Origin of the sequence: Rhizobium sp. AG855, assembly GCF_003610655.1 — a bacterium.
GTDB classification, from domain to species: Bacteria; Pseudomonadota; Alphaproteobacteria; order Rhizobiales; family Rhizobiaceae; genus Allorhizobium; species Allorhizobium wuzhouense.
Genome location: NZ_RAQG01000003.1, coordinates 1193744 through 1218853, shown reverse-complemented (window position 1 = coordinate 1218853; position 25110 = coordinate 1193744). Strand labels below are relative to the sequence as shown.

Sequence of the window (25110 nt, the reverse complement as noted above, 5' to 3'; positions counted from 1 at the left end):
AGCCTATGCGCCCCGACCGCGGCGATCCGAAAAAGGCGTTGCACGCCTTTCTCAAGGCCGCGCATTCGGCTAAGCCTGCCGCAACGGAATACCGAGACAGGAGCATGGTCATGGCAAAGGTCGCATTCATCGGTTTGGGCGTCATGGGATATCCCATGGCCGGACATCTGAAGGTCAAGGGCGGCCACGAGGTCACCGTCTACAACCGCACGACCGCCAAGGCCGAAGCCTGGGTACAGCAGTTCGGCGGCACCCATGCTCTCACGCCGGCAGACGCGGCGAAAGACGCCGACTTCGTCTTTACCTGCGTTGGAAATGACGACGATCTGCGCTCTGTGACGATTGGCCCGGATGGTGTCCTGTCGGGCATGAAGGCGGGCGCCGTCCTGATCGACAACACCACCGCATCGGCGGAAGTGGCCCGCGAACTGGCCGAAGCGGCCGCAGCCCGTGGCTGCGGCTTCGTCGATGCACCCGTGTCGGGCGGACAGGCCGGTGCGGAAAACGGCGTCCTCACGGTCATGTGCGGCGCAGAGCCTGAGGTCTATGAGAAGGCGAAACCCGTGATCGACGCCTATGCCCGCATGGTCGGGCTGATGGGCCCGGCGGGCGCCGGTCAGTTGACCAAGATGGTCAACCAGATCTGCATCGCCGGCCTCGTCCAGGGGCTCGCCGAAGGCATCCATTTCGGCAAGAAGGCCGGTCTCGACATCGAAAAAGTGATCGAAGTCATCTCCAAGGGAGCCGCCGGCTCCTGGCAGATGGAAAACCGCCACAAGACGATGAATGTCGGCAAATACGACTTCGGCTTCGCCGTCGACTGGATGCGCAAGGACCTCGACATCGTGTTGAGCGAAGCCCGCAACAACGGCGCAAACCTGCCTGTCACGGCACTGGTCGACCAGTTCTACGGTGAGGTGCAGAAACTCGGCGGCAAGCGTTGGGACACTTCGTCTCTTCTGGCAAGGCTCGAAGCGAAATGATCGGCCCCTCCTCCACCGCGACGGAAATTGTAGCGCACCTGCGCTCAATGCGGTCGGAGGAGACCATTGCCGGCATGGCCCGCTTCGGCATTGTCACGCAAGATGCGCTCGGCATTGGCAATCCTGCCATCCAGAAACTGGCCAAAACCGTCGGCAAGAACCAGCAACGCGCGTTTGACCTCTGGGCGACCGGCCTTCGTGAAGCCCGCATGCTGGCAATCTGGACTTTCGATCCGGCGCTTCTGTCACCGGACGACGTAAGCCGCCTTGCCGCAGACTTCAATTCCTGGGAAATCGTCGATGCGGCCGCCGATTTACTGACGGAAACGCCATATTGGCACGACCTGATCGAAGGTTTCGCGAAAGACGAGCGGGAGTTCGTTCGGCGTGCCGCCTTTGCCATGATCGCCGGCGCCACGGTTCACAACAAGGAGGAGCCGGACGCCACCTTCATCGCCTGGCTGCCATTGATCGAGCGATATGCAACGGATCCTCGCAACTTCGTCAAGAAGTCCGTGAATTGGGCCTTGCGCAACATCGGCAAGCGGAGCCGCAGCTGCCACGCTGAGGCTCTGTTGCTGGCGAGCATACTCGCCGCCACGAGCGACGCCGCCGCCCGCTGGGTTGGCAAGGACGCCTTGCGCGAGCTGAGCGACCCCAAACGGATCGCAAAGCTCAAATAAGACCGGACCCGGTCTATTCCTCGCCGGATTTCTGATTGTCCAGCATCATGTAGTCGAGCGGAAGTTCCGTCGTATACTTGATCTGCTCCATCGCGAATGCCGAGGACACGTCGCGGATCTCGATCTTGGCGATCATCCGCTTGTAGAAGGCGTCATAGGCTGCAATGTCGGGCACGACGACCCGCAGCAGATAATCGACGTCGCCGCTCATGCGATAGAATTCGACCACCTCCGGGAATTCGGCCACAACTTCCGAAAAGCGCTTGAGCCATTCGATCGAGTGGCTGGAGGTTCGGATCGAGACGAAAACCGTAACCTTGGTGTTCACCTTGACCGGATCAAGCAGAGCCACGCGGCGGCGGATGACACCGTCCTCTTCCATCTTCTGGATGCGCCGCCAGCACGGCGTGGTGGACAGGCCGACCTTCTTTGCCAGGTCCGCCACGGCGAGGGTCGAATCCTCTTGAAGGATACGGAGGATTTTACGGTCGAGGCGATCCATGATGATTCCCATAAAAACTGATTTTCTCCGATATAGCCGAAAATCAGCGTTTCAAGGAAAATCATTTCGCCCTATCAACAGAGAAACTTCCCGCCTGAGAACCGGCAAGAGCTCGACCTCGAACCACGGATGCCTTTTCAGCCAGCCTGTATTGCGCCAGCTCGGATGCGGCAGAGGAAGCACCCTTGGACCCGACACATTGGAAAGCAGCGTCTCCCGCCACCTCTGGACGGTCTCCGTCATTGTCCGTGCCCGACGGGAACCGAGATGCCAGGCTTGCGCATATTGCCCAATGGCGAGAATGAGCTCCACCTGCGGCATGGACCTCATCACGGTCTGACGCCAGTGCGGAGCACATTCCCTCCGGGGCGGCAGGTCATGGCCCTCGGCGTTGTATCCGGGAAAGCAGAAGCCCATGGGCGCAATCGCAAACAAAGAGCGATCGTAGAATGTGTCGCTGTCGACACCGAGCCACAGCCGGAGCCGATCCCCGGAGGCATCGTTGAACGGAATGCCGCTTTCATGAACCCGGAGACCTGGTGCCTGACCGGCGATCAGCACCCTGGCCGTCGAGGAAAGATAGGCGACAGGTCGCGGTTCGTGCGGCATCCGGTAGTCCAGCCCGCCGTCGGGACAATCCCTGCAGATCCGACATTGCGAGATGGCGTGACTGAGCGCATCGACGGGTACCGCTGGTTCATCGGCTGCGTGTGATATCGCTCTGCCAGAAGCCACGAAGGCGCTTCCAGGACTCATGGCATGTCTCCTCTACCCATCCAGCCGATCAGCGGCTCTAACAGGAATGTCTGAAACCATCCTCCCGGTTCCCGTGTCTCCAGAAGCCTTCGGCGCCGCCAGTCTTCCGGCCGCTCGAAGGTTCCGCCCCAAAGGCCGAGCCTGTCAGCCGTGGCCTGGCGTTCCGCCATGTGGTAGTCGCCGTCGGCAACGGCAAGTCCGGCACCCACAAGCTTGTGGCCGAGATCCACCTCGCCGCTCCGGCAGGTAACCAATCGCCGCCCATAACGATCTTCAGCATCTTCCGGTCCGAAGCACTGGACGGCATGTGCCTCGATGAGGCTGACGAGCCCTGCCCTCGCCGCCAGCCCGCAATCATACGCGCCGTCTGCCCTGGTACACATCTGGCCAAGCTCCGGCGCATCGAGACCACGCAGGCGCAGCCTTCGGCCGTTGTCGGCAAGCGTATCCCCATCGATCACGACGAACGGACCGCTGAAGCGGATGGCCTGGTTGTTTTCCAGCTTCGCGATGATCAGCAACGCCAGAAAGAGCATGGCAGCACCCACCGCCAAGTCTCGCAATTGCCGACCCTTCAGCGCCACATTGTCTCCCATTTCAAAAACGAAACCTTTTCACACATGGCAAACAAATCCTTCCCCTGCAGGATCTTCTTAAGAATTGGTCGCTAAGTTCGACCAAGGCGCGGAAGACTGCAACTCCATGAGTAACGGCGTATCGACATCGACGGACAAGAATGTTGTCGACCTGACGCGGGCACACCGCAACAGGGCAGCGACAAAGGCCGTGCGCACGACCCGTGAGCGCTTGCAGTCCAGTCAGGGCATCTCGCCGGCATTCGACGTCGAAATTCTCGGCATGCACATCACCGCCACCCTGCAGGGTGCGGCCGTCATTCCAGCGCTTCTGCTGCTCGTCGCGGGCTTCGGGTCCTATTTCACCTCGCAGCCGGAATTTTTCGTCTGGGCCCTGTTCGGGTTGACGATGCACGCGCTCGGAATCATTGTCGTCAAACGTGCCGCCCGCACGGAGATCACACCGCAGAACCAGAAGCGCTGGCGCCACATCCTTCTGTTGGCGCAAGTTGCGATGGGCAGCTGCTGGGCCGTCTTCGCCCTGCAGGATTGCACCGCATGCGACCAGACCGCCTTCCTCTTTTACAAGGGCGGCGTGCTTCTGCTGGCGCTCTCGATCACGGCCATGGCGACCATGCTGTTGCGCCAGGCCGTTCTCGTCAGTTTTCTGCCGACCGTGATAGCGCTGAGCTATGTGGCGGCAAGCGGTCATCGGATGCTCGATCTCGGGCTGACGACCGTCTTCACGACCGCACTCATCTTCTTCATCTACATCACGAACCGACTGCACCAGGCAAACCTGAAGCTTCTGTCCTTCCAGACGGAAAAGGACGACCTGATCGCCGAACTTGAAGTCGCCAACTCTCTCTCCGACGAAGCCAGACGCCGGGCGGAAGAGGCGAACATGGCGAAATCCCGCTTCCTCGCCTCGATGTCGCACGAACTGCGCACGCCCTTGAACGCCATTCTGGGCTTCTCGGAAGTCATGGCGACAGAGGTTCTCGGGCCCCTCAACAACCCGCTCTACAAGGAATATGCAGGCGATATCCATCGCTCTGGCAAACACCTGCTGGAACTGATCAACGAGATCCTCGACCTGTCGCGCATCGAGGCCGGAAAGTATGAACTGAACGAGGAGTCCGTTTCTCTGCTGGAACTGGCGGAAGACTGTATCGGCATGATCCAGCTGCGTGCCAAGTCGAAGAACATCCGCATCGAGGAGCAGTTCGAGATGAACCTGCCCTCGGTCTGGGCCGACGAGAAAGCAATGCGCCAGGTCATCCTGAACCTGCTGTCGAACGCCGTGAAGTTCACGCCCCAGGGTGGCGAGATCCGGGTAAAGGCTGGCTGGACGGCAGGTGGCGGACAATATGTCTCCATCCGCGACAACGGCCCAGGCATTCCGGAAGACGAGATCCCGGTGGTGCTCTCGGCATTCGGCCAGGGCTCGATCGCCATCAAGAGTGCCGAACAGGGAACCGGCCTCGGCCTGCCGATCGTCCAGGCGATCCTCGCCAAGCATGGCGGTGAATTCAAACTCAAATCGAAGCTGCGCGAGGGCACGGAAGTCATCGCCATCCTGCCCTCGAACCGCGTGCTGGAAAGCCTGCCCGCCGTCAGCGAAGTCCGCGCAGTCGAACCGCGCCGCCGGCAGTTTGCCTGAGATTAGCCGAGCAGACGCGTGATGACGACATAACCGCTGAACGCGGCATTGGCCAAAATCAGGCAGAAGACCGCGAAGGATCCGAGATCCTTGGCATTGCGACCGACCGTCGAAATCTCAGGCGAGATGCGGTCGACCAGTTCCTCGATCGCCGTATTGAGCGCCTCGACACAGAACATCAGCAGCATCAGCACGACAAAGCCGAGGAATTCGAGCGGACTGGCACCGACAACCGCGAAAATGCCGAGGCCCGCCACGAACGCCAGGATCTCGTGACGGAAAGCGGCCTCCTGAATGAGGCGTTTGAAGCCTTGTGCAGAATATTGCCCCGCCGCGAAGAGATGGGCGATGCCGGTCTTCTTCTCGAACGCTTCGGCGGCAAGCTTGCGGGGGGCAGCAGGCCCCTTCTTCTTCATGTTAGCCATGGGACTTGTTGCTCACGCCCGCCTGGTCGAAGGTCGCCATGCCGGAATGGCAGGCAGCGGCCGCTTTCACGATGCCGGCGGCCAGTGCGGCACCGGTGCCCTCACCCAGCCGCATGCCCAGAGCAAGCAAAGGCGTCTTGCCGAGACGTTCGATGGCCCGCAGATGGCCCGGTTCAGCAGACACATGGCCGATCAGGCAGTGATCAAGGGCGGCCGGATTGGCTGCCTTCAGGATTGCCGCCGCTGCGGTCGCGACATAGCCGTCGATCAGGACTGGGATCTTCTCCATGCGGGCCGCAAGAATCGCACCGGCCATCGCCGCGATCTCGCGACCGCCGAGGCGGCGCAAGATTTCCAGCGGATCGGACAGATGTTCGCGGTGAAACTCGACCGCCTGCTTCACGGCAGCAATCTTGCGCGACAGCACGTCGCCCTCGGACCCGGTACCCGGACCGACCCAGTCCTCGGCCTCACCGCCGTAAAGCGCCAGATTGATGGCCGCGGCGATGGTGGTGTTGCCAATGCCCATCTCGCCGATGCAGAGCAGATCCGTGCCCCCCGCGATCGCTTCCATGCCGAATGCCATGGTCGCTGCACAATCGCGCTCGGAGAGGGCCGGCTCGCAGGTAATGTCCCCGGTCGGATAATCGAGCGCCAGATCGAAGATCTTCAGGCCGAGATCATGGGTCACGCAGATCTGGTTGATCGCCGCACCGCCTGCCGCGAAATTTTCCACCATCTGCTGGGTGACGGAGGAAGGAAACGGTGTGATTCCGTGTTTGGTCACGCCGTGATTGCCGGCGAAAATCGCAACAAGCGGCCGGGTCACGGCCGGCGGGCGCCCCGTCCAGGCCGCGAGCCACATGGCGATTTCTTCCAGGCGTCCGAGCGCACCCGGCGGTTTGGTCAGCGTCCGGTCACGGTCGCGCGCGGCGACCAGTGCTGCGGTGTTGGGTCCCGGCAGATCGCGCAACAGGACGCGAAAATCGTCGAATGGCAGGCCGGTAACGGTCATGGGATGCGCTTCCTTGTAATCTGCAGGCAAATCGGGCTTTGTGGCATCTCTCATACTGACCGCGCTCGCCAGTCTCAACTCAAAAAGCGGCGCGACCGGTCGTCATATGGATGGATGACGCATTGATGCTGAGCGGACGTGACCTGGTAACCGAAACGGCAAGGGCCGTGGCCTTCCTCAGCCGTATTCCCGTCCCAAACCGGTATTTCGAAACGCATGATGGCAGCCTCGCGCGAACTGTTGCGGCATTTCCCCTCGCCGGCCTTCTGATTACCCTTCCTGCAGCCGCCCTGCTTGGCCTCCTCGCTCTCGTCGGAGCGCCACCGTTCGTCGCCGTCCTCGCAGCACTCACGCTGCACATGCTGGTGACGGGCGCCCTGCATGAAGACGGCCTGACCGACACAGCGGATGGTCTCGGAGGCGGCCGCAACCGCGCGCGGGCCCTGGAGATCATGAAGGACAGCCGCATCGGGACTTATGGCGCTCTCGCCCTGCTCCTGTCGGTCGGATTGCGTACCGCTTCGATCGCCGCACTTGTGCCTGCCTCGCCGCCGCTGGCAACAGCGCTTGCCTGGCTTGCCGCTGCGGCGCTCAGTCGCGCCGTCATGGTCTGGCACTGGTCATCTCTCCCCCCAGCAAAGACAGAGGGGGTCGCGGCATCCGTTGGCCAACCCGACCCAGGCGCCACGCGCATGGCCCTTGCCCTCGGGATCGCAGCACCGGCTCTTCTCGGCGTCCTTGTCCTGCCCTTCGGCGCAACAGTCGTCGCTCTGATTGTGGCGGGCCTCCTGTCGGCTGGATTTACCGCCTTCGTGAGATCGAAGATTGAGGGCCATACCGGCGACACCATCGGCGCCAGCCAACAGATCGCCGAGATCGGTTTTCTCGTCTCCCTTGCCATCCTCCTATAGTCATCCGATATAGAGTGTGACCGAGAGGAACCCGATGGAATCCCCCTGCATTCTGATCTGTTCGATCGACGACAAAACCGGCTTCTGTTTTGGCTGTGGACGCACCCGTGACGAGATCGGCCGCTGGACCGCTTATACCAGCGAAGAGCGCCGGGCGATCATGCAAGGCCTGCCGGCCAGGCTCGAAACGGTGGAACGCAAACCCCGCCGCGAGACCAGGCGGACACGCATGCAACGCGAGCGCGGCTGATGCGATTTCTGCTCGGTATTGCGATCCTCGCCGTTGGTCTCGTGCTCCTGATCGTCAATCACAACCAGGGTCAGACCTTCGGAATCGACAATGACGCCGTCGGCCGGATCGTGATTACCCTCCCCATTCTGCTGATGATTTCGAGCGGCATCCTGCTCGGCCGGCGCTCGCTCGGCCAAAGTCTGCGGCAATTGTCCATCTGGGTGCTGATCGCGCTGGCGCTGGTCACCGGCTATCTCTACCGCGATGACATGCGCACCGTGGGCGAGCGGGTGCTCGCGGGCTTGGTCCCTGGCCGCGCGGTTACAGTGACGACGCCCGACGGCTCAACTGAAGTGGTTCTTCACAAGTCGCTCGGCGGCCATTTCGAGACCAGCATAGAGATCGGCCCGATCTCCGTGCCGGTCCTGATCGACACCGGCGCAAGCTCCGTCGCCCTGCGCTTCGAGGATGCGGTTCGGATCGGCATCGATCCCGCGACGCTTCAATTCACCCGCACCGTCCTGACCGCAAACGGCCAGGCACAGGCAGCCCCTCTACGCCTGCCGGAACTGCGTCTCGGGCCGATCGTGCGCACCGATGTCGCCGCAGTCGTGCTCGAGGAGGGACGACTGGATCAGAGCCTTCTCGGCATGAGCTTCCTGTCGACGCTGGGTTCACTGCAGATGCAGACGGACGAGTTGCGGTTGCGCGACTGAGGTTTAGGCCCTGAGCTTATACCCCGTACGGAAGATGAAGGTGAGAACCGCCATGCACACGGCGAGGAAGACGCCGATCATCGCCACGCTGATCATCGGATGCACATCCGACACCTCGAAGAAGCTCCAACGGAAACCGCTGACGAGATAGAGCACGGGATTGAGGTGACTGACCGCCCGCCAGAACGGCGGCAGCATGTCGATCGAATAGAAGGTGCCACCGAGAAAGGTCAGCGGCGGAACGACGAGCGAAGGCACGAGATTCAGCTGCTCGAAATTCTTCGCGAGCACGCCGATGATGAAACCCGCCAGGCTGAAAGTAACCGCCGTCAGCACCATGAACAGCAGCATCAAAACGGGATGCGCGATATGAAGGTCGACGAAGAACATGGCCGTGAACAGGATGATCAGGCCGATCATCATGCCCTTGGTGGCCGCAGCACCGACGTAACCCAGAAGGATCTCGCCCATGGCAATGGGGGCCGATAGGATCTCGTAGATGGTCCCGGTAAACTTCGGAAAATAGATGCCGACCGAGCCATTGGAGATGCATTGGGTGATCAGCGCAAGCATGATCAGCCCCGGCGTGATGAAGCCCCCATAGGAGACCCCACCCACTTCCTGCATGCGCGATCCGACCGCAGCGCCGAACACGATAAAATAGAGCGCGGTCGACAAAACCGGCGAGATCACGCTCTGCAGCAGGGTGCGGCGGGTCCTTGCCATCTCGTAGAAATAGATCGACTTGATCGCTTCGATGTTCATGCCTTGGCTCCGATCAGCGAGACGAAGATATCTTCCAGCGAGGTCTGGCGCGTCGAGAGATCGTCGAAGCGAACGCCCGCCGCTTCGAGCGCCTGCAACAGCCGCCCGATATGCGCATCATTGCTGCCAAGCTCGTAATTGTGCAGCAACTGATCACCCGCATCGTTCAATGTCAGGTCCCAGTCCGCCAGGCTGTCCGGGATCTGTGCAATCGGCGCCTGGAGATTGATCGCCAGCTGCTTCTTGCCGAGCTTGCGCATCAGCGCATCCTTGTTCTCGACCAGCAGCAGGCGCCCCTTGTCGATCACCCCGATCCTGTCGGCAATCTCCTGCGCCTCCTCGATGTAATGGGTGGTGAGGATGATGGTGACGCCCGTCTTGCGCAAACGCTCCACCAACTGCCACATGTCCTTGCGCAAGGCGACATCGACACCCGCTGTCGGCTCATCGAGAAACAGGATGCGCGGCTCGTGCGACAGCGCCTTGGCAATCAGCACACGGCGCTTCATGCCACCGGACAATTCGCGCAAGGCATTGTTCCGTTTATCGAACAACGACAGGTCCCGCAGGATCTGCTCGATCAGGGCTGGGTCGGCCTTCTTGCCATTGAGGCCGCGCGAAAAGCTGACGGTATTGAACACCGTCTCGAACATGTCCGTGGTCAGCTCTTGCGGTACGAGGCCGATTTCGCCGCGGGTCTTGCGGAACTCCGTCACCACGTCATGACCGGCGACCATGACACTGCCGGCCGTTGGATTGGTCATACCGCAGATAATCGAGATCAGCGTCGTCTTGCCGGCGCCATTCGGACCGAGCAGTGCCAGGATCTCGCCCTCCTCGATATCGAAGCTGACGTCATCGAGGGCCTTGAAACCATTGGCGTAAGTCTTGGAAAGGGAGCGTATGGAGATGATGGGGGGCATGGGGCGCTCAGTCGCTGAAAAGGTGTGACCTATATAGGCGCCTCGACCAGTTTCGCCAGAGCCCGGCCGGAGACGCACTGTCCACCGTCAAAGACAATGGCGCCGGAAACTCCGACGCCATACCGTGATGCCTCAAGCGCAACAGAGAAGGACGTTCAACGCGCCCCGTATTACTTCGAGCGTGCCTGTGCAGCCTTGATCTGGACCAGCGTATCCAGGTTCTGGTTGACGCGGCAGTAGAATTCCTCGTCGATGAAGGGGCGCAGCATGAAGTCGTTGCCGCCGACCTTCAGGAAGCGCGCCGACAAGAGACGGTTGGTCGAAGAGGAAACGCCGATGATCCGCAACTCGTGCGAGCCACGAACGGCGCGGATGCGTCGTGTGAGTTCGAAACCATCGATGTCGGGCATGTTGTAGTCGGTGACGACGAGCCCGATGTCGGAATTGGCCTTCAGGATCTCGATAGCCTTGGCCCCGCTGTCAGCCAGGCTGACACGGAAATTGTAACGCTTCAGGCGGCTGGAAAGCAGCGCGCGCGCCGTTGCGCTGTCGTCGACGATCAGGACGTGATGGCGGTGATTGGTCAGGAAGCGGTAGACTGATTCAGCCAGCATCTCCACGGCGAAGATGTTGTCCTTGAGAATATAGTCGACGATGTCCTTGGCCAGCAGCTTCTCACGGATCTCATCGTGGAACGTCCCGGTAAAGACGATGGTCGGGATGTTGCAGTCGATCAGATATTCCAGAGCCTCGCCATTCTCGGCACCCGGCAGGTTGATGTTGGAGATCGCAAGAGTTACCGGCTCGTCGGACAGTTCATTGGCCATCTGCAGATCCTCGAAGGTTCTGCAGATCTCGACATCAACACCCATCAATTCTCGAAGGCGCTGGCTGATCATCTGCGTGAAGACATTCGAGTCCTCCCCGAGGATGATCCGGACGTCGGGAAATGTCTCCCCGGAATACTGCATTCCGGATATACCAAGGATAGCCATCGAGGGTGCCTTCTGTGAAGTGTTCAACACAGAGACATCTAACAAAGCTCGTTTGCAGAAGCGTTAACTGAGGCTTGTCAGTGGCTTGCATCCGCAAAAATAGTTAAGCGGGTGCAAATATAACGAAAACGAGTTGCTTCGGTATCGCAATTTGCGACCGGCAGGACCCAGCTCACTTGACCGTTGCGACACCATCGACGATCTCAACCGTCTCGCCGCCGGCCAGACCGATCCGGTCGCCGTTCGGCAGCGTGAGGAAGCAGCCCGCCGGGCAGATCGTTTCCGATCCGCCAGCGTCGACCGGCACCTCCATCTTGTTGCCGTCTTCGACAACGACGAGCACGACGGAAGAAGGGCCGGCATTGTGCACCGATGCCGCGGATGCGAACCCGGCAGCGAGCACAGAAACAATCACTGAAAACGCACCCGTCACCACTCGCATTGTCATGCCTGCAGCAGGGCCTGATCAGCCCTGTCCCTTGCCAAATGCGATCGGAGCAATTCCGATCAGCCACGCCCCTCTTATGCCGCATTCCGCCTGAATGGCGGCTGAATGCGGCGTTCATGGCAAGAGTTTGTCATCATCCGGCTCTGCTGGCAATTCGACGGCCAGCGGCTTCCGTTCGGCCTCCGATTTCGACTTTCGTCGCAGCAGGGCGTTTCGATCCTGCTCGCGCACATGCAGCATGACGTCCTGGTGTGGGTAAGGCATGACGATCCCACGCGCACGGAAGGAGCGCAGAATTTCCATTCGCACCCGATTGCGAACGTTCAACCCCTCCCCCATGTCGGCCAGATGGAAGCGCAACTCGAAATCAAGTGAGGACGCACCGAAGCGGAGGAATTCGACATGCGGCTCGGGATTGCGCAGGATTTCCGGCATCCCGTTGACCACCGCAAGCAACAGGTCGATCACCTCCTGCGGATCGGCATCGAACGCGACACTGACCGGCACCTCCGAACGCTGCACCTTGTTGCGATGGGTCCAGTTTCCGAGCGGCGCGTTGATCAGTTCCGAGTTCGGCACGATGATCGACTGGCGCCGGAAAGTCTCGATCTCCGTGGCACGCACCGAGATTCGTTTGACGATACCCTCGTTGACGCCGGTAATCACGTGATCGCCGACCTTGAACGGCCGCTCAACGAGCAGGATGAGGCCAGACACAAAGTTCGAAACGATGTTCTGCAGACCGAAACCGATACCGAGCGACAGAGCACCGGCAACGAGCGCCAGGCTGGAAAGGTCGATCCCGGCAGCGGAGATGCCGATGATTGCCGCCAGACCCGCCCCGAGATAGCCGACCCCCATCTTCACCGAATTTCGCACGCCGCCATCGACCTGCGACCGGGCCATGACATTGCCATCAAGCCATTTCTGGAACCAGCGCGTCAGCGTCAGCCCGGCGGCGAACAGCAGCAGTCCGCCGAGGATCCCGAAGATCGAGATGCGGATCGTGCCGATATTGATCTCGGTGAACAGATTGAACAGCCAGAGCTGCATGTCACGCGGCTGGAAGCCCCAGGACATCAGGATCAGCGGCACGCCGGTCGCCAAGGCGAAGGCATAGATCAGAAGGCCAGCCGCAATGCCGCTCTGGTCGAGCCCGACCGGACCCAGCTTGAAGCGGCCCGCGAGATAGCGGCCGACCCGGGTCTCGCCAAACTGGTTGGGGGCCGAGATCGCCTTGCCGGAGAGAATGCCGATATACATGGTCGCGACGACCGCGCCCGCCACGATGATCTGGGTCGCGAGGAACCGCGACAGCCCGATATAGCCGATGCCGGCCGACAGGATCAGAATCACGCCAATCACCCGCAGCGTCACCGAGACGGCGCGCGGCCATGGTCGCCCAGGCGCATAGGGATCCCCCTTCTCCGACAGGACAGGCCGCAGGAAGGAGACGAAGAACAAAAGGAAGCCGACGATCACCGACGAGGCAAGGCTCTTCATCACGGTGAGAACCACGGGCGAGCTGAAGGTCTCGCTGATCACCGCCAGCAGATAGTCGAGACCGTTGACGACAGCCATCAGGAAGATGGCGATGCTGACATCGCGCGCGCCCTTGTTCGACAGTTTCACCAGACGCCAGTGCGGAGCCGAGGGGGCAAGCACGGCCCGTGAAACGGCCGTAACGAAGAAAACCAGGCCAATGAGGGCAAAGAAAGAGGCAGCGATCGGCGCTATGTCCGGTCGAAGGACATTGAACGTGTCGAGCAGGAAATAGGCCGACGTGAGGAAGAAGCTCAGCGCCATCGACGGGAGGATCGTCGACCAGAAGGCGACCGAGAACCGGCTCATATAGGACGGATCTTCGATGGTGAGATCGCGCCGGTTGATATCGCTGAACACCCGCTTCTCGACGAACATGATCACGGAGGCCAGCGCCAGCGACAGGATGATCGCAAGCGTCAGTGGCAGTGCCTTGAACTTGATGACGAAGACGATCCAGCTGCTGATGCTGCGTCGAACCCGTTCGGCATCGCTCCAGAAGGATTGCGTTGCCTCCTCGAACATCTGCCCGTCGATATCGGTATGGGCAAACAGCGCATTGGTGAAAAGTGCGCGGCGAATGTCGGAGATCTCGTCGGACAGCGACTTGGCATCGATCGACAGGTCTTCCGCCTGACCCGTGATTGCATTGATCTCCGCGCGAGCCGCATTCAGACGGCCGCGCTCGTCTGTGACACTGGCAGGCTCAGGCGGCTGACCGTCCGCTGGTGCAGAACCCAGTTCGGTGAGCCGGGTCTGGACGTCGTTCAGCCGGGGTCGCAGATCAACAGAGATCTGCAGCACGTCGCGGACCAAGGCATCGACCTTCACCTTCAGTTCGGCGAGGAGGGAATCGTCCTGCTTGTTTTTTTCGACCTGATCACGCAGCGCTGCGAGTTGCTTCTTGGCAGCGGCCAGGCGTTCACCGGCGGCAACCAGCTGCTCGTCACGGGTTGGCTCGACCACCGCCGTCGCCGGAGCCGCCGGCGCAGGTTGTGTTTCAGCGGCTGGCGCAGCATCTCCTGCGGCCGCTGGCGCCTGCGTTTCACTCGCGGCCGATGGCGTGACAGCATCCTGTTGTGCATTGACGCCGGTTGGCGAAACAAGCGGGGACAGCAGGATCGTGGCAAGCGACAGGGCGAGGAGGAAACGAGGCGGGCGCAGTCGGATCAAGGGGGAGGTCCAGTCATGGATGACGATGGCGCGACAATAGGACCAGTTATAGGCAAAAGAAAGAACGACTTACCAATCGCCAGAACAGGCGCCGGCATTTCCTGCCGACGCCCGTGATCAGGACGGATTCAGAGGCTCGCTTCGCGCAAGGCCTCGAAACGGGTCACCTGCTCGGCAATCAGTGCCCGTTCCTTGTCGCGGCGAACGAAGACCTTGAACATCGCCTTGCCCTCGGCATTCATGAACCAGACGGAACAGGAACGGCGACCGTGGAAGCCCCGATCGACGAAGGCGATCGAGACGCAACGCTCCTTGCGGATATGTCCGCCGATGGGACTGTCGCCATGGATGTTGAACCAGCCGTGACCTTCGCTGCCCTCTGGCAGGCTGCCTTCGACTTCCAGCACGATATCCTCGGTATGCACGATCATCAGGATATCGCCCCAGGACGACAGGTCTTTCCAGATCGGTTCCCAACGTTCGGCCGGAACGACAACTGCCGCCCCTTCCGGAAGCACGGCAAGAATTTCCGCCGGCGTGACATCCGCCTTCGCGGCAATCTGTTCGATCACGCCATCCGGTTTTTCGGCGAGAGCCGCAAGTGCCCGTTCGCTGCGCGCGGGCGTCGAGGGGGAGATAACAGTCATCGGACGCTCAGGCCGCTTCGACTGCGGCACGGTTTCCGGAGCGGTCCTCGTGGATGATCACTTCGAAACCCTCGAAATGCGGGCCTGACAGGTACTGCACCTTGCTTTCCCCAGCGCGAGAATGGGCAGAACGGAACTGCTCCGACTTCGTCCATGCGGTAAAGTCAGCCTGTGTCTCCCAAACGGTGTGGGATGCGTAGAGCGTATGGTCCTCGGCCTTCGGACCCTTCAGCATGTGAAACTCGACGTAACCGGGCATTTCGGCGAGCCGGCCCTGGCGCGCACGCCACTGGTTTTCAAAGGCTTCTTCAAAGCCCGGGACGACGCGGAAACGGTTCATGGCAATGTACATGGAGTGGCTACCTCTCTTCAAAAACACGATGGCGGACACGGCCGGATACTCGCCGGAATGCCGAGTATGACGGCATCGTCGGACAAAGGGAACAACCGCGATATCTTGCCTTGGTAGATAAACTTGTGCATGATAGTCAAGTTATTTGTCGCGACGCGCTCGCGGCAGGATTTTTTCAATTTCGTGGGTGCCGAAGGCAGGAACTGCCTCCCCGGCATCGCCTTCGCAAGCATAGGTACGATCCAGCCAATGTCCTTTTCCGCCGCCTCCCGCCGCTCCCTTCTGGCTGCTGCTGCCATTCTGCTCGTCACGCAACCTGCATTCTTTCAACCGGCTGAGGCCGCCGAATCGAGCCGCATCGTTGCCCTGGGCGGCACCGTAACGGAGATCCTCTATGCAATCGGCGCAGGCGACCGGATTGCCGCCGTCGACAGCACCAGCACCTATCCGAAGGAAGCCGCAGACAAGCCGGATGTCGGCTATGTCCGGCAGATCTCGCCGGAGGGCGTGCTGTCGCAGAAACCCGATCTGATTGTGGCTGAATCCGGCGCAGGCCCGGCAGATGCGATCGAAATTCTCAAGACGAGCGGTGTCAATTTCATCTCGATTCCCTCGCCACCCGAAACCGCGTCCATCCCGGACAAGATCCGCGCCGTGGGTGCAGCGATCGGCGAAAGCGACAAGGCAGAGGCGCTGGCGACCGACGTCGCAGGCAAGCTCAAGGCTCTGGAAGAGAAGGTTGCCGCCCAGACGGGACCAAAGAAGAAGGTGCTTTTTGCCCTGTCGCTCGCCAATGGCCGCATCATGGCGGCAGGCGCAAACAGCTCGGCAGACGCGATGATCCGGCTTGCCGGCGGCGAGAATGCCGTATCCTCCATCTCCGGCTATAAGCCGCTCACCGACGAAGCCGTGATTGCCGCAGCGCCCGACGTGGTGCTGGTCATGAGCGGCGGCGCCATGCACTTGACCGCCGAACAGGCATTCGCCCTCCCGGCACTCGCAGCGAGCCCGGCAGGCCAGACTGGCGCCTTCCTCACCATGGACGGCCTCTTCCTGCTCGGCCTTGGGCCGCGCGCCACAGAAGCCGCCGCAGAGCTGCATGCCAAGCTCTATCCTGAAAGCACCAAGCCGTGAGCGCGATCCCCCTGATCGGCATGCGCGATCGGATGTCGGGCGACCGGTCCGGCATCGGTCATCTCGTCATAGCAGCGCTCATCCTGCTGCTTGCGGTCTCCGTCCTCGTGTCGATCGTGATCGGACCGACCGGTGTCGGTCTGCCGGATCTCATCGCCTATCTCGGCGGCGACGCGCAGACGCTTGACCGCCAGAACCTGATCATCCTCGAAGCGGTGCGCCTGCCGCGCACGGGCATGGGCCTTTTGATCGGGGCGGCACTCGGCGTCTCGGGCGCCATGATGCAGGGACTGTTTCGCAACCCGCTCGCAGATCCGGGAATCGTCGGCGTTAGTTCCGGCGCCGCGCTCGCTGCAGTCATTGCCATCGTCCTTGGCCCGACGGTGTTGTTGCCGCTGGCTGCTCTTTTCGGCAATCTCTTCCTGCCGCTGATGGCCTTCCTGGGCGGCCTCGGCAACACTTTCCTTCTCTATGTCATCGCCACCCGTGACGGCCGCACCTCGACCACCGCACTCGTCCTGTCCGGAATTGCCATTGCCGCCCTTACCGGTGCTGCGACCGGAATGCTGATCTTCATGGCGGACGACCGCGCATTGCGCGACATCACCTTCTGGTCGCTGGGATCGCTCAGCGGGGCCAACACGACAAAGATCCTCTCCATCCTGCCCTTTGTCGGTTTTGTCCTCGGCATCATTCCCTTTGTCGCGCGTGGTCTTGATGCATTGATCCTCGGTGATGCCGCAGCCTTTCACATGGGCATCCCCGTGCAGCGACTGAAACGGCTGACGATCCTCGCAGTCGCCGCCGCCTGTGGCGCGACCGTCGCGGTTGCCGGATCGATCGGCTTCATTGGGATCGTTGTCCCCCATCTCCTGCGACTTGCCATCGGCCCGTCACACCGGTTCCTGCTGCCGGCATCTGCACTGGGTGGCGCTGCGCTGCTGCTACTTGCAGATACCGCCGCGCGCACCATTGCCGCCCCCGCCGAACTCCCCATCGGCATCATCACGGCCCTGCTGGGCGCACCGGTGTTTCTGATGTTGCTGCTTGGACGCAACGGCCGCCAGGTCATGGAAGGTCTCTGATGATCAAGGCGCATGACATCACGGTGGTCCGCGGCCGTCGCCGTCTTCTCGATCGCGTCAACCTCGCGTTGCAGCCGGGCCGCTTCACCGTCGTGATTGGCCCCAATGGCGCGGGCAAGTCGACTCTCCTGAAAGTTCTGTCAGGAGAACTCGTGCCCGAAGACGGCAAGGTCACCTACCAGGATCGCCCGATCGGCAGCCTGACGGCCCTTGCACTGGCTGCCGAGCGCGCAGTGCTGCCCCAGTCGACCGCCCTCTCCTTCCCCTTCACCGCGCTTGAGGTGGTGCGCATGGGCGCGATTGCCAGCGGCAGTCTGGAACCGGGACAGGCTTCCCGACAGGCACTCGCCCGCGTTGGCCTCGGCGGTTTCGAAGCGCGCAGCTACAATGCCCTCTCGGGCGGCGAGCAGCAGCGCGTTCAATTGGCGCGTGTCCTCGCGCAGATGCCGGATCCGCTCGCCGGCGGGCGGCCGCGTGCGATCTTTCTCGACGAGCCGACGGCAAGTCTCGACATCGGCCACCAGATCTCGGTGCTGGAACTTGCCCGCGACTTCGCACGACAGGGCGGTGCGGTGCTCGCCATCCTCCACGACCTCAACTTGGCTGCGGAATTCGCCGATCATCTGGCCGTTCTACACCAGGGAAGACTGGTGGCGGAAGGTCCGGTCCGCGACACCTTGACCGACGATGTCGTCAGCAGCGTCTACGGCATCAGCGGCGCGGTCGGCCGCGTTCCGGGACACGGCATGCCTTTCGTTCTCCCCCAGGCGCGACTCGGCGTGTAAACCTTAGCCGGCTACGCGAGTTGTCCACAGTTATCCACAGGGTGCAACACATCAAAATCAGCCGAATTTCGGAACATTAAAAGAACGCACCCGACCAGATCACGGAACAGAAAGAGAATATCTGGGACGGGAGGCTGGGTCAGGTCATGCTCTTGGCTTGGCGACAGATGTTAGCCGGGCAAGCGATGATCGGCTCGCCTCCAACCTTGTTCGCCGCCCCTCGAATTCACCGCGATGGCGTGGCAGGCAGAGCTTAGGTTCCGGCACGTCTGCATCATCGAACCGCCAATCCTCGACTTCCCAGCCCTTGGGCCAAGGAACTTCGACTGGACTTCTGTATTTCTATAACTATTATAGACAATCTATGGAGGAGGCTGTCGATGTTGCGCATCACAATATCCATCCCGCAGGCGTCCCGGTCATGTCCAGCCCGAAAGGGACGGATCGCCATCATCGGTGGCGGCTACACCGGCGCCATCATGGCCTATCTCCTGGCCCAACGAAGCCACGAGAACCTGGCATCCATCACCGTCTTTGAACCGCGAGAAACCCTTGGTGCCGGCCTTGCCTATGGCAGCGGCGACCTCGATCTTCGCCTCAATGTGGCCGCCCACCGGATGCGTGCCGTTCCCGGCGCGCCGACCGCCTTCTTCAAATGGCTGGAAGACAACAGTCGCCTCTCGACCGATCCGGCCTCGATCACCCGAGGTGGCACCTTCTCGAGGCGGCGCGACTTTGGCCTCTTCATGAACGACCTGCTGAAGCCGCTCATCGACGCCGGACAGATCGCCCATGTCCGCCAGTACCTGACTGAGGTCCAGCGAAACCGATCGTCCTGGTCGATCACGCGCAGCGATGGACGGGTCGACGAGGCCGACACGCTGATCATCGCCACAGGGCACGCTTCACCAAAAATCCCGGACCAGATACCGGCATCGCTGGTGCGCTCGCGCCGCTGCATCCCGGCGGACCGACTGGACGCGGCCATATCAGAAATCGCACAGCAGGAAAGCGTGCTGGTTCTTGGAACCGGTCTCACAGCGCTCGACGTGGTGGCCAGCCTGAAAACCCATGGACATACGGGGCCAATCCACCTGATGTCGCGGAGCGGCTTGCTGCCGCGTCCCCATGCTTCCGGCGACTTCGCACCACACGGTGTGTTCGAGACCACCGACGCGACAGCCCGTGGCTTGCTGCGCCAGGTCCGCTCGCTGGTGGCCGAGACGGAAAGGAACGGTCTTCCCTGGCAAAGCGTCATGGATGCCCTGCGCCACCAGGGTCAGGCGATCTGGACCCAGTTGCCCGAACCGGAAAAGAAACGCGTGCTGCGCCATCTCCGGCGGATCTATGAGGTGCACCGCTTCCGAATGCCGCCCCAGGTCGAGGCATTGCTGGATAAGAAGGGTTCAAGCCCGATCGATGTCTCGCGGGGTCGACTGGAGAGCGTTCGCGACGTGAACGGGAAGCTCGAAGTCCAAGTGGGCCGACCTATGGGACAGGGCAACACGCCCTTGAAGGTTGACCGTCTGGTGATCGCAACGGGGCCCGATGCCGCCAACATGCTCGACTATCAGAAGCTGCTGCGATCGATGCGCGACAGTGGCCATCTGGTGCCCGATGCGCTCGGCCTTGGCATTGCCTGCGACGCGCACTGCCGCGCCGTCTCGTCAGCCGGTGTTCCACAGGCCTCGCTGCTGATTGCGGGGCCCCTCACCCGCGGCACCTTCGGCGAGATCACCGGCGTTCCCGAGATCGCTGCCCAGGCGGCGGCGATTGCCGACATGGTGATCCGTCAGGCGAACGTGTCCACCCGCACGATTGCCATCTCTGGATGACGCGAAAGGGCTCCGGCGGCCTTAGCGGAAGATCTTCCACGTCGTCGGCTTGAAGCGCAGTTGGGCACCGATCGCGACTTCCGCACTGAGCGGGATCTCGATCTCGATGTGATGGGCTGGGCCATCCCCGGAGACATCGAGTTCAGCAATCCGCGTTCCCGCAAGGCGCCGCTGGGCCGTTACCGTCCCGACGATACTGTCGGAGCCATCGGCCAGCACAACATCCTGCGGACGGAAATAGAGCTGCCCCTCGCCGTCGGCTTCCCCGCCTGCTGCTGCAATCGTCACACCCTCGAACACGACACTCCCGTTCTTCACCTGAACCGGAAGATGCGAGGATTCGCCGATGAACGAGAAAACGAAAGCAGAATTGGGCCGATCGTAAACATCATCGGCCGTCCCGACCTGCTCGACCTTGCCCTGGCTCATCACAACGACGCGGTCCGCAAGCTCCAGTGCCTCTTCCTGGTCATGGGTGACGAAGAAGGTCGTATGACCGGTGCGGTCGTGGAATTCGCGCAGCCAACGGCGCAGATCCTTGCGCACCTTGGCGTCAAGCGCGCCGAAGGGTTCGTCGAGCAGAAGCACCGACGGCTCGATCGCCATGGCACGGGCCAGCGCCACACGCTGGCGCTGGCCGCCGGAAAGCTGCGCCGGGTAGCGCTTGTCGAGACCTTCGAGCTGAACCATGGCGAGGAGATCGGCCACACGCGCCTTGATCTCGGCATTCGATGGCCGGGTGGCCTTGGGCCGCACGCGTAGACCAAACCCGATGTTTTCGGCAACCGTCATATGCTTGAAGAGCGCATAATGCTGGAAGACGAACCCGACATGTCGTTCCTGCACGGTCTTGAAGGAGGCATCCTCGTCACCGAAGAAGATCCGCCCCTCGGTCGGCTGCTCAAGCCCTGCAATCAGGCGCAGCAGCGTCGTCTTGCCCGAGCCCGACGGGCCGAGAAGGGCAATGAGCTCGCCCGTCTTGACGGAAAGAGAGACATCATGAAGCGCCGGAAACTGCCCGAACTCTTTCCTGATGTTCTTGATCGCGACTTCCATGGAGGGGAACCTTTCAGTGCTTGCGAGTGCCGGAAAGTTCGGCACTGTACCGGATCTCGAGGATCGTCTTCAGCGCCAGCGTCACGAGCGCGAGGAGAGCCAGGAGGGTCGATACGGCGAACGCCGCGACAAAATTGTATTCGTTGTAGAGAACCTCGACATGCAGCGGCATGGTCTCGGTCAGTCCGCGAATATGGCCGGAGACGACGGAGACGGCACCGAATTCGCCCATGGCACGGGCGTTGCAGAGCAGCACGCCGTAAAGCAGACCCCATTTGATGTTCGGCAGCGTCACATACCAGAAGGTCTGCCAGCCGGAAGCCCCGAGCGACAGCGCCGCTTCCTCGTCCCCCGTCCCCTGCTCCTGCATCAACGGAATGAGTTCGCGCGCCACGAACGGGAAGGTCACGAAGACAGTGGCAAGCACGATCCCCGGAATGGCGAAGAGGATCTCGATGCCCCAGGATTTCAAGATCGGACCCAGAAAGCTGTTTGCGCCAAAGAGCAGCACGTAGACGAGACCCGAGATGACCGGCGAGATCGAGAACGGCAGATCGATCAGCGTCGTCAGAAACGACTTGCCGCGAAATTCGAACTTGGCGATGGCCCAGGCCGCACAAACCCCGAAGACGAGGTTGAGAGGCACGGCGATGGCGGCCACCGTCAGCGTCAACCGGATGGCAGACAGCGTGTCTGGCTCGGCCAGCGCCTCGAAGAACGCCAGCGCACCGCGGCGAAAGGCTTCGATGAAGACCAGAACCAGTGGCAGCAACAAAATCACCGCCATGAAGAAAACAGCTATGGCAATCAGCACGACGCGTGCAAACGGCGTCTCGGTGGCCGGATCGCGAAATCGTGGACGCAGATCAGCGGACATTGGAGTACCTCCGACGGCTCCAGGCCTGCAGCAGATTGATCAGGAAGAGCATGGCAAACGAAATGATCAGCATGATCGCGGCAATGGCAGTCGCGCCGGCATAGTTGAATTCTTCCAGCCGGATCACGATCAGAAGCGGCGCGATCTCCGAAACATAGGGAATGTTGCCGGCGATGAAGATAACCGAGCCGTATTCGCCGACGGCACGCGCAAAGGCGAGCGCGAAGCCGGTGAGGATAGCCGGCAGCAGGGATGGCAGCACCACGAGCCGCACGGTCTGGAAACGGTTGGCGCCGAGCGTCGCTGCGGCCTCTTCCACCTCGCGGTCGACCTCTTCCATCACGGGTTGCACGGTTCGCACCACAAACGGCAGTCCGATGAAGATCAAGGCGACGACGATGCCGGCCGGTGTGAAGGCGATCTTGATCCCGAGCGGCGCAAACAAGGCGCCGATCCAGCCATTGTTCGCATAGAGCGCGGCAAGCGCGATGCCGGCAACGGCCGTCGGCAGCGCGAAGGGCAGATCAACGATTGCGTCCAGCAACCGGCGCCCTGGAAAATCGTAGCGAACGAGGACCCAGGCGACCAAGACGCCGAATACCACATTCACCAGAGCAGCGATCAGTGCAGCTCCGAAGGAGATCCGGAGCGCCAGCAAGGTTCGCTCATCCATAAGGACTGCGAAGAAATCCTGAAACCCCAGGGAGCTTGCCCGAATGACGAGTGCGGCGAGCGGAATGAGAATGATCAGCGTGAGATAGACGAGGGTATAGCCCAGCGTCAGACCAAATCCAGGCAAGATGCTCGGCTGCCGCCAACTGCTTCTGCTCACGCTTTTCATACACATCTCCCCGGAGCAACCGTCGCAGCACCACGTCGCCATTCATAGCGTCGGCAAAAGCCAATGAAAGGAAAATTCTTCCATTCCTGATGGACTCAATAGAAATAGATGATCCTGCAGGCATCGGACACCATGGGCGATTTTGCAACGTTGCCAGTGAAAATGAGCAGCACAAGCGGCAAATCCCGACACGAGCCTTGAGAAGCATTCCGGTAAAAACTATTTACTAACTAGGAAATGGTAGTTTCCTCCCACCGCACGCGAACCTCCAGGCATCAAAATGCTCACGAAAAAAGGCAAGTACGGACTGAAGGCTCTGGTCGATCTTGCACGACTGGCGCCAGGCGAGACCGCTTTCGTCACGGAAATCGCTGCCCGCAACAATATTCCCAAGAAGTTCCTGGACACCATCCTGCTGGAACTGCGGAACACTGGAATTTTGCGGTCCAAAAAGGGCCCGAATGGCGGTTATTCCCTGTCGAAGCCAGCCGCCGAAATCCGCATTGGCCAGGTGATACGCGCGCTTGATGGTCCGCTCGCGCCGATCCGTTGCGCGAGCCGCACGGCCTTTGAGACCTGCGATGACTGCGCAGATCCCGAAACCTGTCAGGTCCGGCTTTCCATGACCGAAGTCCGCGACGCGATCGCGACGATCCTCGACAACATGTCCCTGGATGAATTCGTGGCAAAGGAAAATCGCGCTTCCGAACTGATCGCCGGCGAATAACGACGACAGACTGATACACCGGTCAAACGCCGCGCCACGTTATCGTGCGAGTCCGAGGGTGCGCTGGTGTCGCAGAGGCGCATCCTTGAAAGCGAATGACCATTCCAACGACCGCGCCGAGTCGGCAAAGGGCGGACAGACGCACGCATACAGGCGTTAAAGCCCGGCCCGCAAGAAAGCGCCGATCTTCACCGCGACGGCTCAGGAAAATTTTCGGTTATGAAAAGAGTTCTGCGCCGCAGCGCTTCAGGCAAAACCTGAGGCAATCGACGAAAACCATTGACGTGGAAAGAGAATTTGGTGGGTGATGTAGGGCTCGAACCTACGACCCGCTGATTAAGAGTCAGCTGCTCTACCAACTGAGCTAATCACCCGACCGCGCCGTTTTTGGTGGCGTCCGCTCCGTTTCCGGTGGCGTGACCGGGCGTATAAACATGATCCGGGACCTTGTCCAGCGCGTCTGCAAAAAATCTTGGCCTTCTGGTCAAAAAAATTTCGCAGAAGCGAAATTATCTTTGTTTTTCAAAGAAACAGTTCGCCGGACGCAATCTGCACGGCCTGTCCGCCGATCCGGGCGCGTGACACGGCGCCATCCTTCACATCCACATGCAGATGAATATGAGAGGGCCGTCCCATCTCCACACCCTGCTCGATCATCAGCGGATGATGGCCGTCGGGAAGCGCGTCGAAATGGTGGATCGCGCCAGAGAGCGCGGCGACGGCAGATCCCGTAGCGGGGTCCTCGGCAATCCCCATATCGGGAGAAAACATGCGCGCATGAAACTTTGCGGCATGATGCACCCCGCCTCGACAATAGACATAAGCCGATGTCAGGCGCCCCTCGCTCATCGGCGCCACCCGCTCCCAGAGATGCGGATCGAATTCGAGCCTTTCCACGGCGGAGAGATCGTGGACTGGCACCAGCAGAAAGGGCACACCGGCACTCCAGACGGTCGGAATGTGATTTTCGAAGCCGATGGCGCTCGCCTGCAGGGACAAGGCGTCAGCGAGGCCCTGAGGGTCCAGCGACAACTGGTGACGGGTCGAAAGCCGGGGCAAATCGAATTCACAAAAGCTTGCCTCGCCCTCGCGCAGCCGCACCGCACAACGCACGGGCCCGATGTTCTCCTCAAGCATGGAGACAAGGTCGAGGCTGTCCTGACTACCGGCATAGCTGCGCTCGGCAAGGGCGATGGCCGCGCCCACGGTTGGATGTCCGGCAAAGGGCAGTTCTCGGCCGGGCGTGAAGATTCGCAGCCGGGCAGTGTGGGCCGCATGATCGGCGGGCTGCACGAAGACGGTTTCCGAGAGGTTCAGTTCGGCCGCAACGGATTGCATCGCCTCATCCGACAACCCCTCCCCATCAAAGATCACGGCAAGCGGATTGCCCGCAAGTTTGCGATCGGTGAATACGTCATAAATGGCATACTGTCTCGCCACGGGCCGTCTCCGCTCTGAAGGTCA

At 61.1% G+C, this 25110-nt stretch carries 27 protein-coding genes and 1 tRNA gene; 11 read left to right on the top strand and 17 right to left on the bottom strand.

The genetic code is table 11. From position 1 onward, the window contains the following. The first annotated feature begins 110 nt into the window (after positions 1-110). Both DFO46_RS05950 and DFO46_RS05945 read left to right on the top strand, forming a co-directional pair. The gene (locus DFO46_RS05950; protein ID WP_110790681.1) at positions 111-983 is read left to right on the top strand and encodes an NAD(P)-dependent oxidoreductase; all 873 of its coding nucleotides are present in this window, start codon (positions 111-113) and stop codon (positions 981-983) included. After that, positions 980-1666 carry a DNA alkylation repair protein gene (locus tag DFO46_RS05945; RefSeq protein ID WP_120276675.1) on the top strand — a complete coding sequence of 229 codons (687 nt, stop codon included), beginning with the start codon at positions 980-982 and terminating at the stop codon, positions 1664-1666. Before DFO46_RS05950 ends, DFO46_RS05945 begins: the two co-directional genes overlap by 4 nt. A gap of 13 nt (positions 1667-1679) precedes the next feature. Here the strand turns inward: DFO46_RS05945 and DFO46_RS05940 are convergent, their stop codons facing one another. The 3 genes from DFO46_RS05940 to DFO46_RS05930 are packed head-to-tail and all read right to left on the bottom strand — an operon-like array spanning position 1680 to position 3508. Beyond that, positions 1680-2168, bottom strand: coding sequence for an Lrp/AsnC family transcriptional regulator (locus tag DFO46_RS05940; RefSeq protein WP_062278778.1), 489 nt, complete (start codon positions 2166-2168; stop codon positions 1680-1682). Positions 2169-2219: 51 nt separating this feature from the next. Continuing rightward, on the bottom strand, positions 2220-2924 hold the full coding sequence (locus DFO46_RS05935; protein WP_120276674.1) for a uracil-DNA glycosylase family protein: 705 nt from the start codon (positions 2922-2924) through the stop codon (positions 2220-2222). After that, entirely contained in the window at positions 2921-3508 is a 588-nt protein-coding gene (locus DFO46_RS05930; protein WP_245422513.1) for a thermonuclease family protein, read from the bottom strand. Before DFO46_RS05930 ends, DFO46_RS05935 begins: the two co-directional genes overlap by 4 nt. A gap of 118 nt (positions 3509-3626) precedes the next feature. On the opposite strand from DFO46_RS05930, the gene DFO46_RS05925 reads away from it, so the two are divergent. Further along, positions 3627-5162, top strand: a complete 1536-nt coding sequence (locus DFO46_RS05925; RefSeq protein ID WP_110790685.1) for a HAMP domain-containing sensor histidine kinase — start codon at positions 3627-3629, stop codon at positions 5160-5162. Between the two features lie 2 nt (positions 5163-5164). On the opposite strand, the gene DFO46_RS05920 is transcribed toward DFO46_RS05925, so the two are convergent. Then, positions 5165-5578 (bottom strand): diacylglycerol kinase, encoded by a 414-nt coding sequence (locus tag DFO46_RS05920; RefSeq protein ID WP_110790686.1) that lies wholly within the window; start codon positions 5576-5578, stop codon positions 5165-5167. A gap of 1 nt (position 5579) precedes the next feature. Next, complete coding sequence (gene cobT, locus DFO46_RS05915) at positions 5580-6602, bottom strand: nicotinate-nucleotide--dimethylbenzimidazole phosphoribosyltransferase (protein ID WP_120278156.1); 1023 nt, start codon at positions 6600-6602, stop codon at positions 5580-5582. Between the two features lie 125 nt (positions 6603-6727). On the opposite strand from cobT, the gene DFO46_RS05910 reads away from it, so the two are divergent. Genes DFO46_RS05910 through DFO46_RS05900 form a run of 3 tightly spaced genes read left to right on the top strand, consistent with a single transcriptional unit; the run spans position 6728 to position 8461 of the window. Further along, complete coding sequence (locus DFO46_RS05910; protein WP_120276672.1) at positions 6728-7513, top strand: adenosylcobinamide-GDP ribazoletransferase; 786 nt, start codon at positions 6728-6730, stop codon at positions 7511-7513. A gap of 34 nt (positions 7514-7547) precedes the next feature. Further along, on the top strand, positions 7548-7763 hold the full coding sequence (locus DFO46_RS05905) for a DUF1289 domain-containing protein (RefSeq protein WP_110790688.1): 216 nt from the start codon (positions 7548-7550) through the stop codon (positions 7761-7763). Beyond that, positions 7760-8461 carry a TIGR02281 family clan AA aspartic protease gene (locus tag DFO46_RS05900; protein ID WP_120276671.1) on the top strand — a complete coding sequence of 234 codons (702 nt, stop codon included), beginning with the start codon at positions 7760-7762 and terminating at the stop codon, positions 8459-8461. Before DFO46_RS05905 ends, DFO46_RS05900 begins: the two co-directional genes overlap by 4 nt. 3 nt (positions 8462-8464) lie before the next feature. On the opposite strand, the gene DFO46_RS05895 is transcribed toward DFO46_RS05900, so the two are convergent. From DFO46_RS05895 to DFO46_RS05865, 7 genes are all read right to left on the bottom strand, one after another. After that, positions 8465-9226: an ABC transporter permease gene (locus tag DFO46_RS05895; RefSeq protein ID WP_120276670.1), complete on the bottom strand. Its 762-nt coding sequence runs from the start codon at positions 9224-9226 to the stop codon at positions 8465-8467. Continuing rightward, a complete protein-coding gene (locus DFO46_RS05890; protein ID WP_120276669.1) occupies positions 9223-10149 on the bottom strand; it encodes an ABC transporter ATP-binding protein in 927 nt (308 codons plus the stop codon). Before DFO46_RS05890 ends, DFO46_RS05895 begins: the two co-directional genes overlap by 4 nt. 170 nt (positions 10150-10319) lie before the next feature. Then, entirely contained in the window at positions 10320-11144 is an 825-nt protein-coding gene (locus DFO46_RS05885) for a response regulator (protein WP_120276668.1), read from the bottom strand. Between the two features lie 172 nt (positions 11145-11316). After that, positions 11317-11586, bottom strand: coding sequence for a hypothetical protein (locus DFO46_RS05880; RefSeq protein ID WP_120276667.1), 270 nt, complete (start codon positions 11584-11586; stop codon positions 11317-11319). A gap of 120 nt (positions 11587-11706) precedes the next feature. Next, positions 11707-14307 carry a mechanosensitive ion channel domain-containing protein gene (locus DFO46_RS05875; protein WP_120276666.1) on the bottom strand — a complete coding sequence of 867 codons (2601 nt, stop codon included), beginning with the start codon at positions 14305-14307 and terminating at the stop codon, positions 11707-11709. 128 nt (positions 14308-14435) lie between these two features. After that, positions 14436-14954, bottom strand: coding sequence for a heme utilization cystosolic carrier protein HutX (gene hutX / locus DFO46_RS05870; protein WP_120276665.1), 519 nt, complete (start codon positions 14952-14954; stop codon positions 14436-14438). Between the two features lie 7 nt (positions 14955-14961). Beyond that, positions 14962-15306, bottom strand: a complete 345-nt coding sequence (locus DFO46_RS05865; protein WP_120276664.1) for an antibiotic biosynthesis monooxygenase — start codon at positions 15304-15306, stop codon at positions 14962-14964. Between the two features lie 249 nt (positions 15307-15555). On the opposite strand from DFO46_RS05865, the gene DFO46_RS05860 reads away from it, so the two are divergent. From DFO46_RS05860 to DFO46_RS05845, 4 genes are all read left to right on the top strand, one after another. After that, positions 15556-16440 carry an ABC transporter substrate-binding protein gene (locus tag DFO46_RS05860; RefSeq protein ID WP_120278155.1) on the top strand — a complete coding sequence of 295 codons (885 nt, stop codon included), beginning with the start codon at positions 15556-15558 and terminating at the stop codon, positions 16438-16440. Between the two features lie 20 nt (positions 16441-16460). Continuing rightward, positions 16461-17525, top strand: coding sequence for an iron ABC transporter permease (locus DFO46_RS05855; RefSeq protein WP_120278154.1), 1065 nt, complete (start codon positions 16461-16463; stop codon positions 17523-17525). Continuing rightward, positions 17525-18310 (top strand): heme ABC transporter ATP-binding protein, encoded by a 786-nt coding sequence (locus DFO46_RS05850; protein WP_120276663.1) that lies wholly within the window; start codon positions 17525-17527, stop codon positions 18308-18310. The genes DFO46_RS05855 and DFO46_RS05850 overlap by 1 nt, the downstream gene beginning before the upstream one ends. A 380-nt stretch (positions 18311-18690) precedes the next feature. Further along, entirely contained in the window at positions 18691-20145 is a 1455-nt protein-coding gene (locus DFO46_RS05845) for an FAD/NAD(P)-binding protein (RefSeq protein ID WP_120276662.1), read from the top strand. Positions 20146-20166: 21 nt separating this feature from the next. Here the strand turns inward: DFO46_RS05845 and DFO46_RS05840 are convergent, their stop codons facing one another. From DFO46_RS05840 to cysT, 3 genes are read right to left on the bottom strand one after another with little or no spacing between them, the layout of a single operon-like run. Next, positions 20167-21201 (bottom strand): sulfate/molybdate ABC transporter ATP-binding protein, encoded by a 1035-nt coding sequence (locus DFO46_RS05840; RefSeq protein WP_120276661.1) that lies wholly within the window; start codon positions 21199-21201, stop codon positions 20167-20169. Positions 21202-21214: 13 nt separating this feature from the next. Next, positions 21215-22078: a sulfate ABC transporter permease subunit CysW gene (gene cysW, locus DFO46_RS05835; protein ID WP_110790702.1), complete on the bottom strand. Its 864-nt coding sequence runs from the start codon at positions 22076-22078 to the stop codon at positions 21215-21217. After that, complete coding sequence (gene cysT / locus DFO46_RS05830; protein ID WP_110790703.1) at positions 22068-22925, bottom strand: sulfate ABC transporter permease subunit CysT; 858 nt, start codon at positions 22923-22925, stop codon at positions 22068-22070. Before cysT ends, cysW begins: the two co-directional genes overlap by 11 nt. A gap of 274 nt (positions 22926-23199) precedes the next feature. Between cysT and DFO46_RS05825 the strand changes: the two genes are divergently transcribed. Next, a complete protein-coding gene (locus DFO46_RS05825) occupies positions 23200-23646 on the top strand; it encodes an Rrf2 family transcriptional regulator (protein ID WP_120276660.1) in 447 nt (148 codons plus the stop codon). 298 nt (positions 23647-23944) lie between these two features. Here the strand turns inward: DFO46_RS05825 and DFO46_RS05820 are convergent. Then, positions 23945-24020 (bottom strand) — tRNA-Lys (locus DFO46_RS05820). A gap of 148 nt (positions 24021-24168) precedes the next feature. After that, on the bottom strand, positions 24169-25086 hold the full coding sequence (locus DFO46_RS05815; RefSeq protein ID WP_110790705.1) for a PhzF family phenazine biosynthesis protein: 918 nt from the start codon (positions 25084-25086) through the stop codon (positions 24169-24171). Positions 25087-25110: the final 24 nt, after the last annotated feature.

Coding starts and splice junctions, on each gene's coding strand:
- cysW (WP_110790702.1), bottom strand. CDS start 22,078: ATGTCCGCTGATCTGCGTCCACGATTTCGCGATCCGGCCACCGAGACG.
- DFO46_RS05865 (WP_120276664.1), bottom strand. CDS start 15,306: ATGTACATTGCCATGAACCGTTTCCGCGTCGTCCCGGGCTTTGAAGAA.
- DFO46_RS05855 (WP_120278154.1), top strand. CDS start 16,461: ATGCGCGATCGGATGTCGGGCGACCGGTCCGGCATCGGTCATCTCGTC.
- DFO46_RS05890 (WP_120276669.1), bottom strand. CDS start 10,149: ATGCCCCCCATCATCTCCATACGCTCCCTTTCCAAGACTTACGCCAAT.
- DFO46_RS05840 (WP_120276661.1), bottom strand. CDS start 21,201: ATGGAAGTCGCGATCAAGAACATCAGGAAAGAGTTCGGGCAGTTTCCG.
- DFO46_RS05950 (WP_110790681.1), top strand. CDS start 111: ATGGCAAAGGTCGCATTCATCGGTTTGGGCGTCATGGGATATCCCATG.
- DFO46_RS05880 (WP_120276667.1), bottom strand. CDS start 11,586: ATGCGAGTGGTGACGGGTGCGTTTTCAGTGATTGTTTCTGTGCTCGCT.
- hutX (WP_120276665.1), bottom strand. CDS start 14,954: ATGACTGTTATCTCCCCCTCGACGCCCGCGCGCAGCGAACGGGCACTT.
- DFO46_RS05910 (WP_120276672.1), top strand. CDS start 6,728: ATGCTGAGCGGACGTGACCTGGTAACCGAAACGGCAAGGGCCGTGGCC.
- DFO46_RS05850 (WP_120276663.1), top strand. CDS start 17,525: ATGATCAAGGCGCATGACATCACGGTGGTCCGCGGCCGTCGCCGTCTT.
- cobT (WP_120278156.1), bottom strand. CDS start 6,602: ATGACCGTTACCGGCCTGCCATTCGACGATTTTCGCGTCCTGTTGCGC.
- DFO46_RS05845 (WP_120276662.1), top strand. CDS start 18,691: ATGTTGCGCATCACAATATCCATCCCGCAGGCGTCCCGGTCATGTCCA.
- DFO46_RS05905 (WP_110790688.1), top strand. CDS start 7,548: ATGGAATCCCCCTGCATTCTGATCTGTTCGATCGACGACAAAACCGGC.
- DFO46_RS05895 (WP_120276670.1), bottom strand. CDS start 9,226: ATGAACATCGAAGCGATCAAGTCGATCTATTTCTACGAGATGGCAAGG.
- DFO46_RS05885 (WP_120276668.1), bottom strand. CDS start 11,144: ATGGCTATCCTTGGTATATCCGGAATGCAGTATTCCGGGGAGACATTT.
- DFO46_RS05860 (WP_120278155.1), top strand. CDS start 15,556: ATGTCCTTTTCCGCCGCCTCCCGCCGCTCCCTTCTGGCTGCTGCTGCC.
- cysT (WP_110790703.1), bottom strand. CDS start 22,925: ATGTGTATGAAAAGCGTGAGCAGAAGCAGTTGGCGGCAGCCGAGCATC.
- DFO46_RS05940 (WP_062278778.1), bottom strand. CDS start 2,168: ATGGATCGCCTCGACCGTAAAATCCTCCGTATCCTTCAAGAGGATTCG.
- DFO46_RS05945 (WP_120276675.1), top strand. CDS start 980: ATGATCGGCCCCTCCTCCACCGCGACGGAAATTGTAGCGCACCTGCGC.
- DFO46_RS05925 (WP_110790685.1), top strand. CDS start 3,627: ATGAGTAACGGCGTATCGACATCGACGGACAAGAATGTTGTCGACCTG.
- DFO46_RS05825 (WP_120276660.1), top strand. CDS start 23,200: ATGCTCACGAAAAAAGGCAAGTACGGACTGAAGGCTCTGGTCGATCTT.
- DFO46_RS05935 (WP_120276674.1), bottom strand. CDS start 2,924: ATGAGTCCTGGAAGCGCCTTCGTGGCTTCTGGCAGAGCGATATCACAC.
- DFO46_RS05920 (WP_110790686.1), bottom strand. CDS start 5,578: ATGAAGAAGAAGGGGCCTGCTGCCCCCCGCAAGCTTGCCGCCGAAGCG.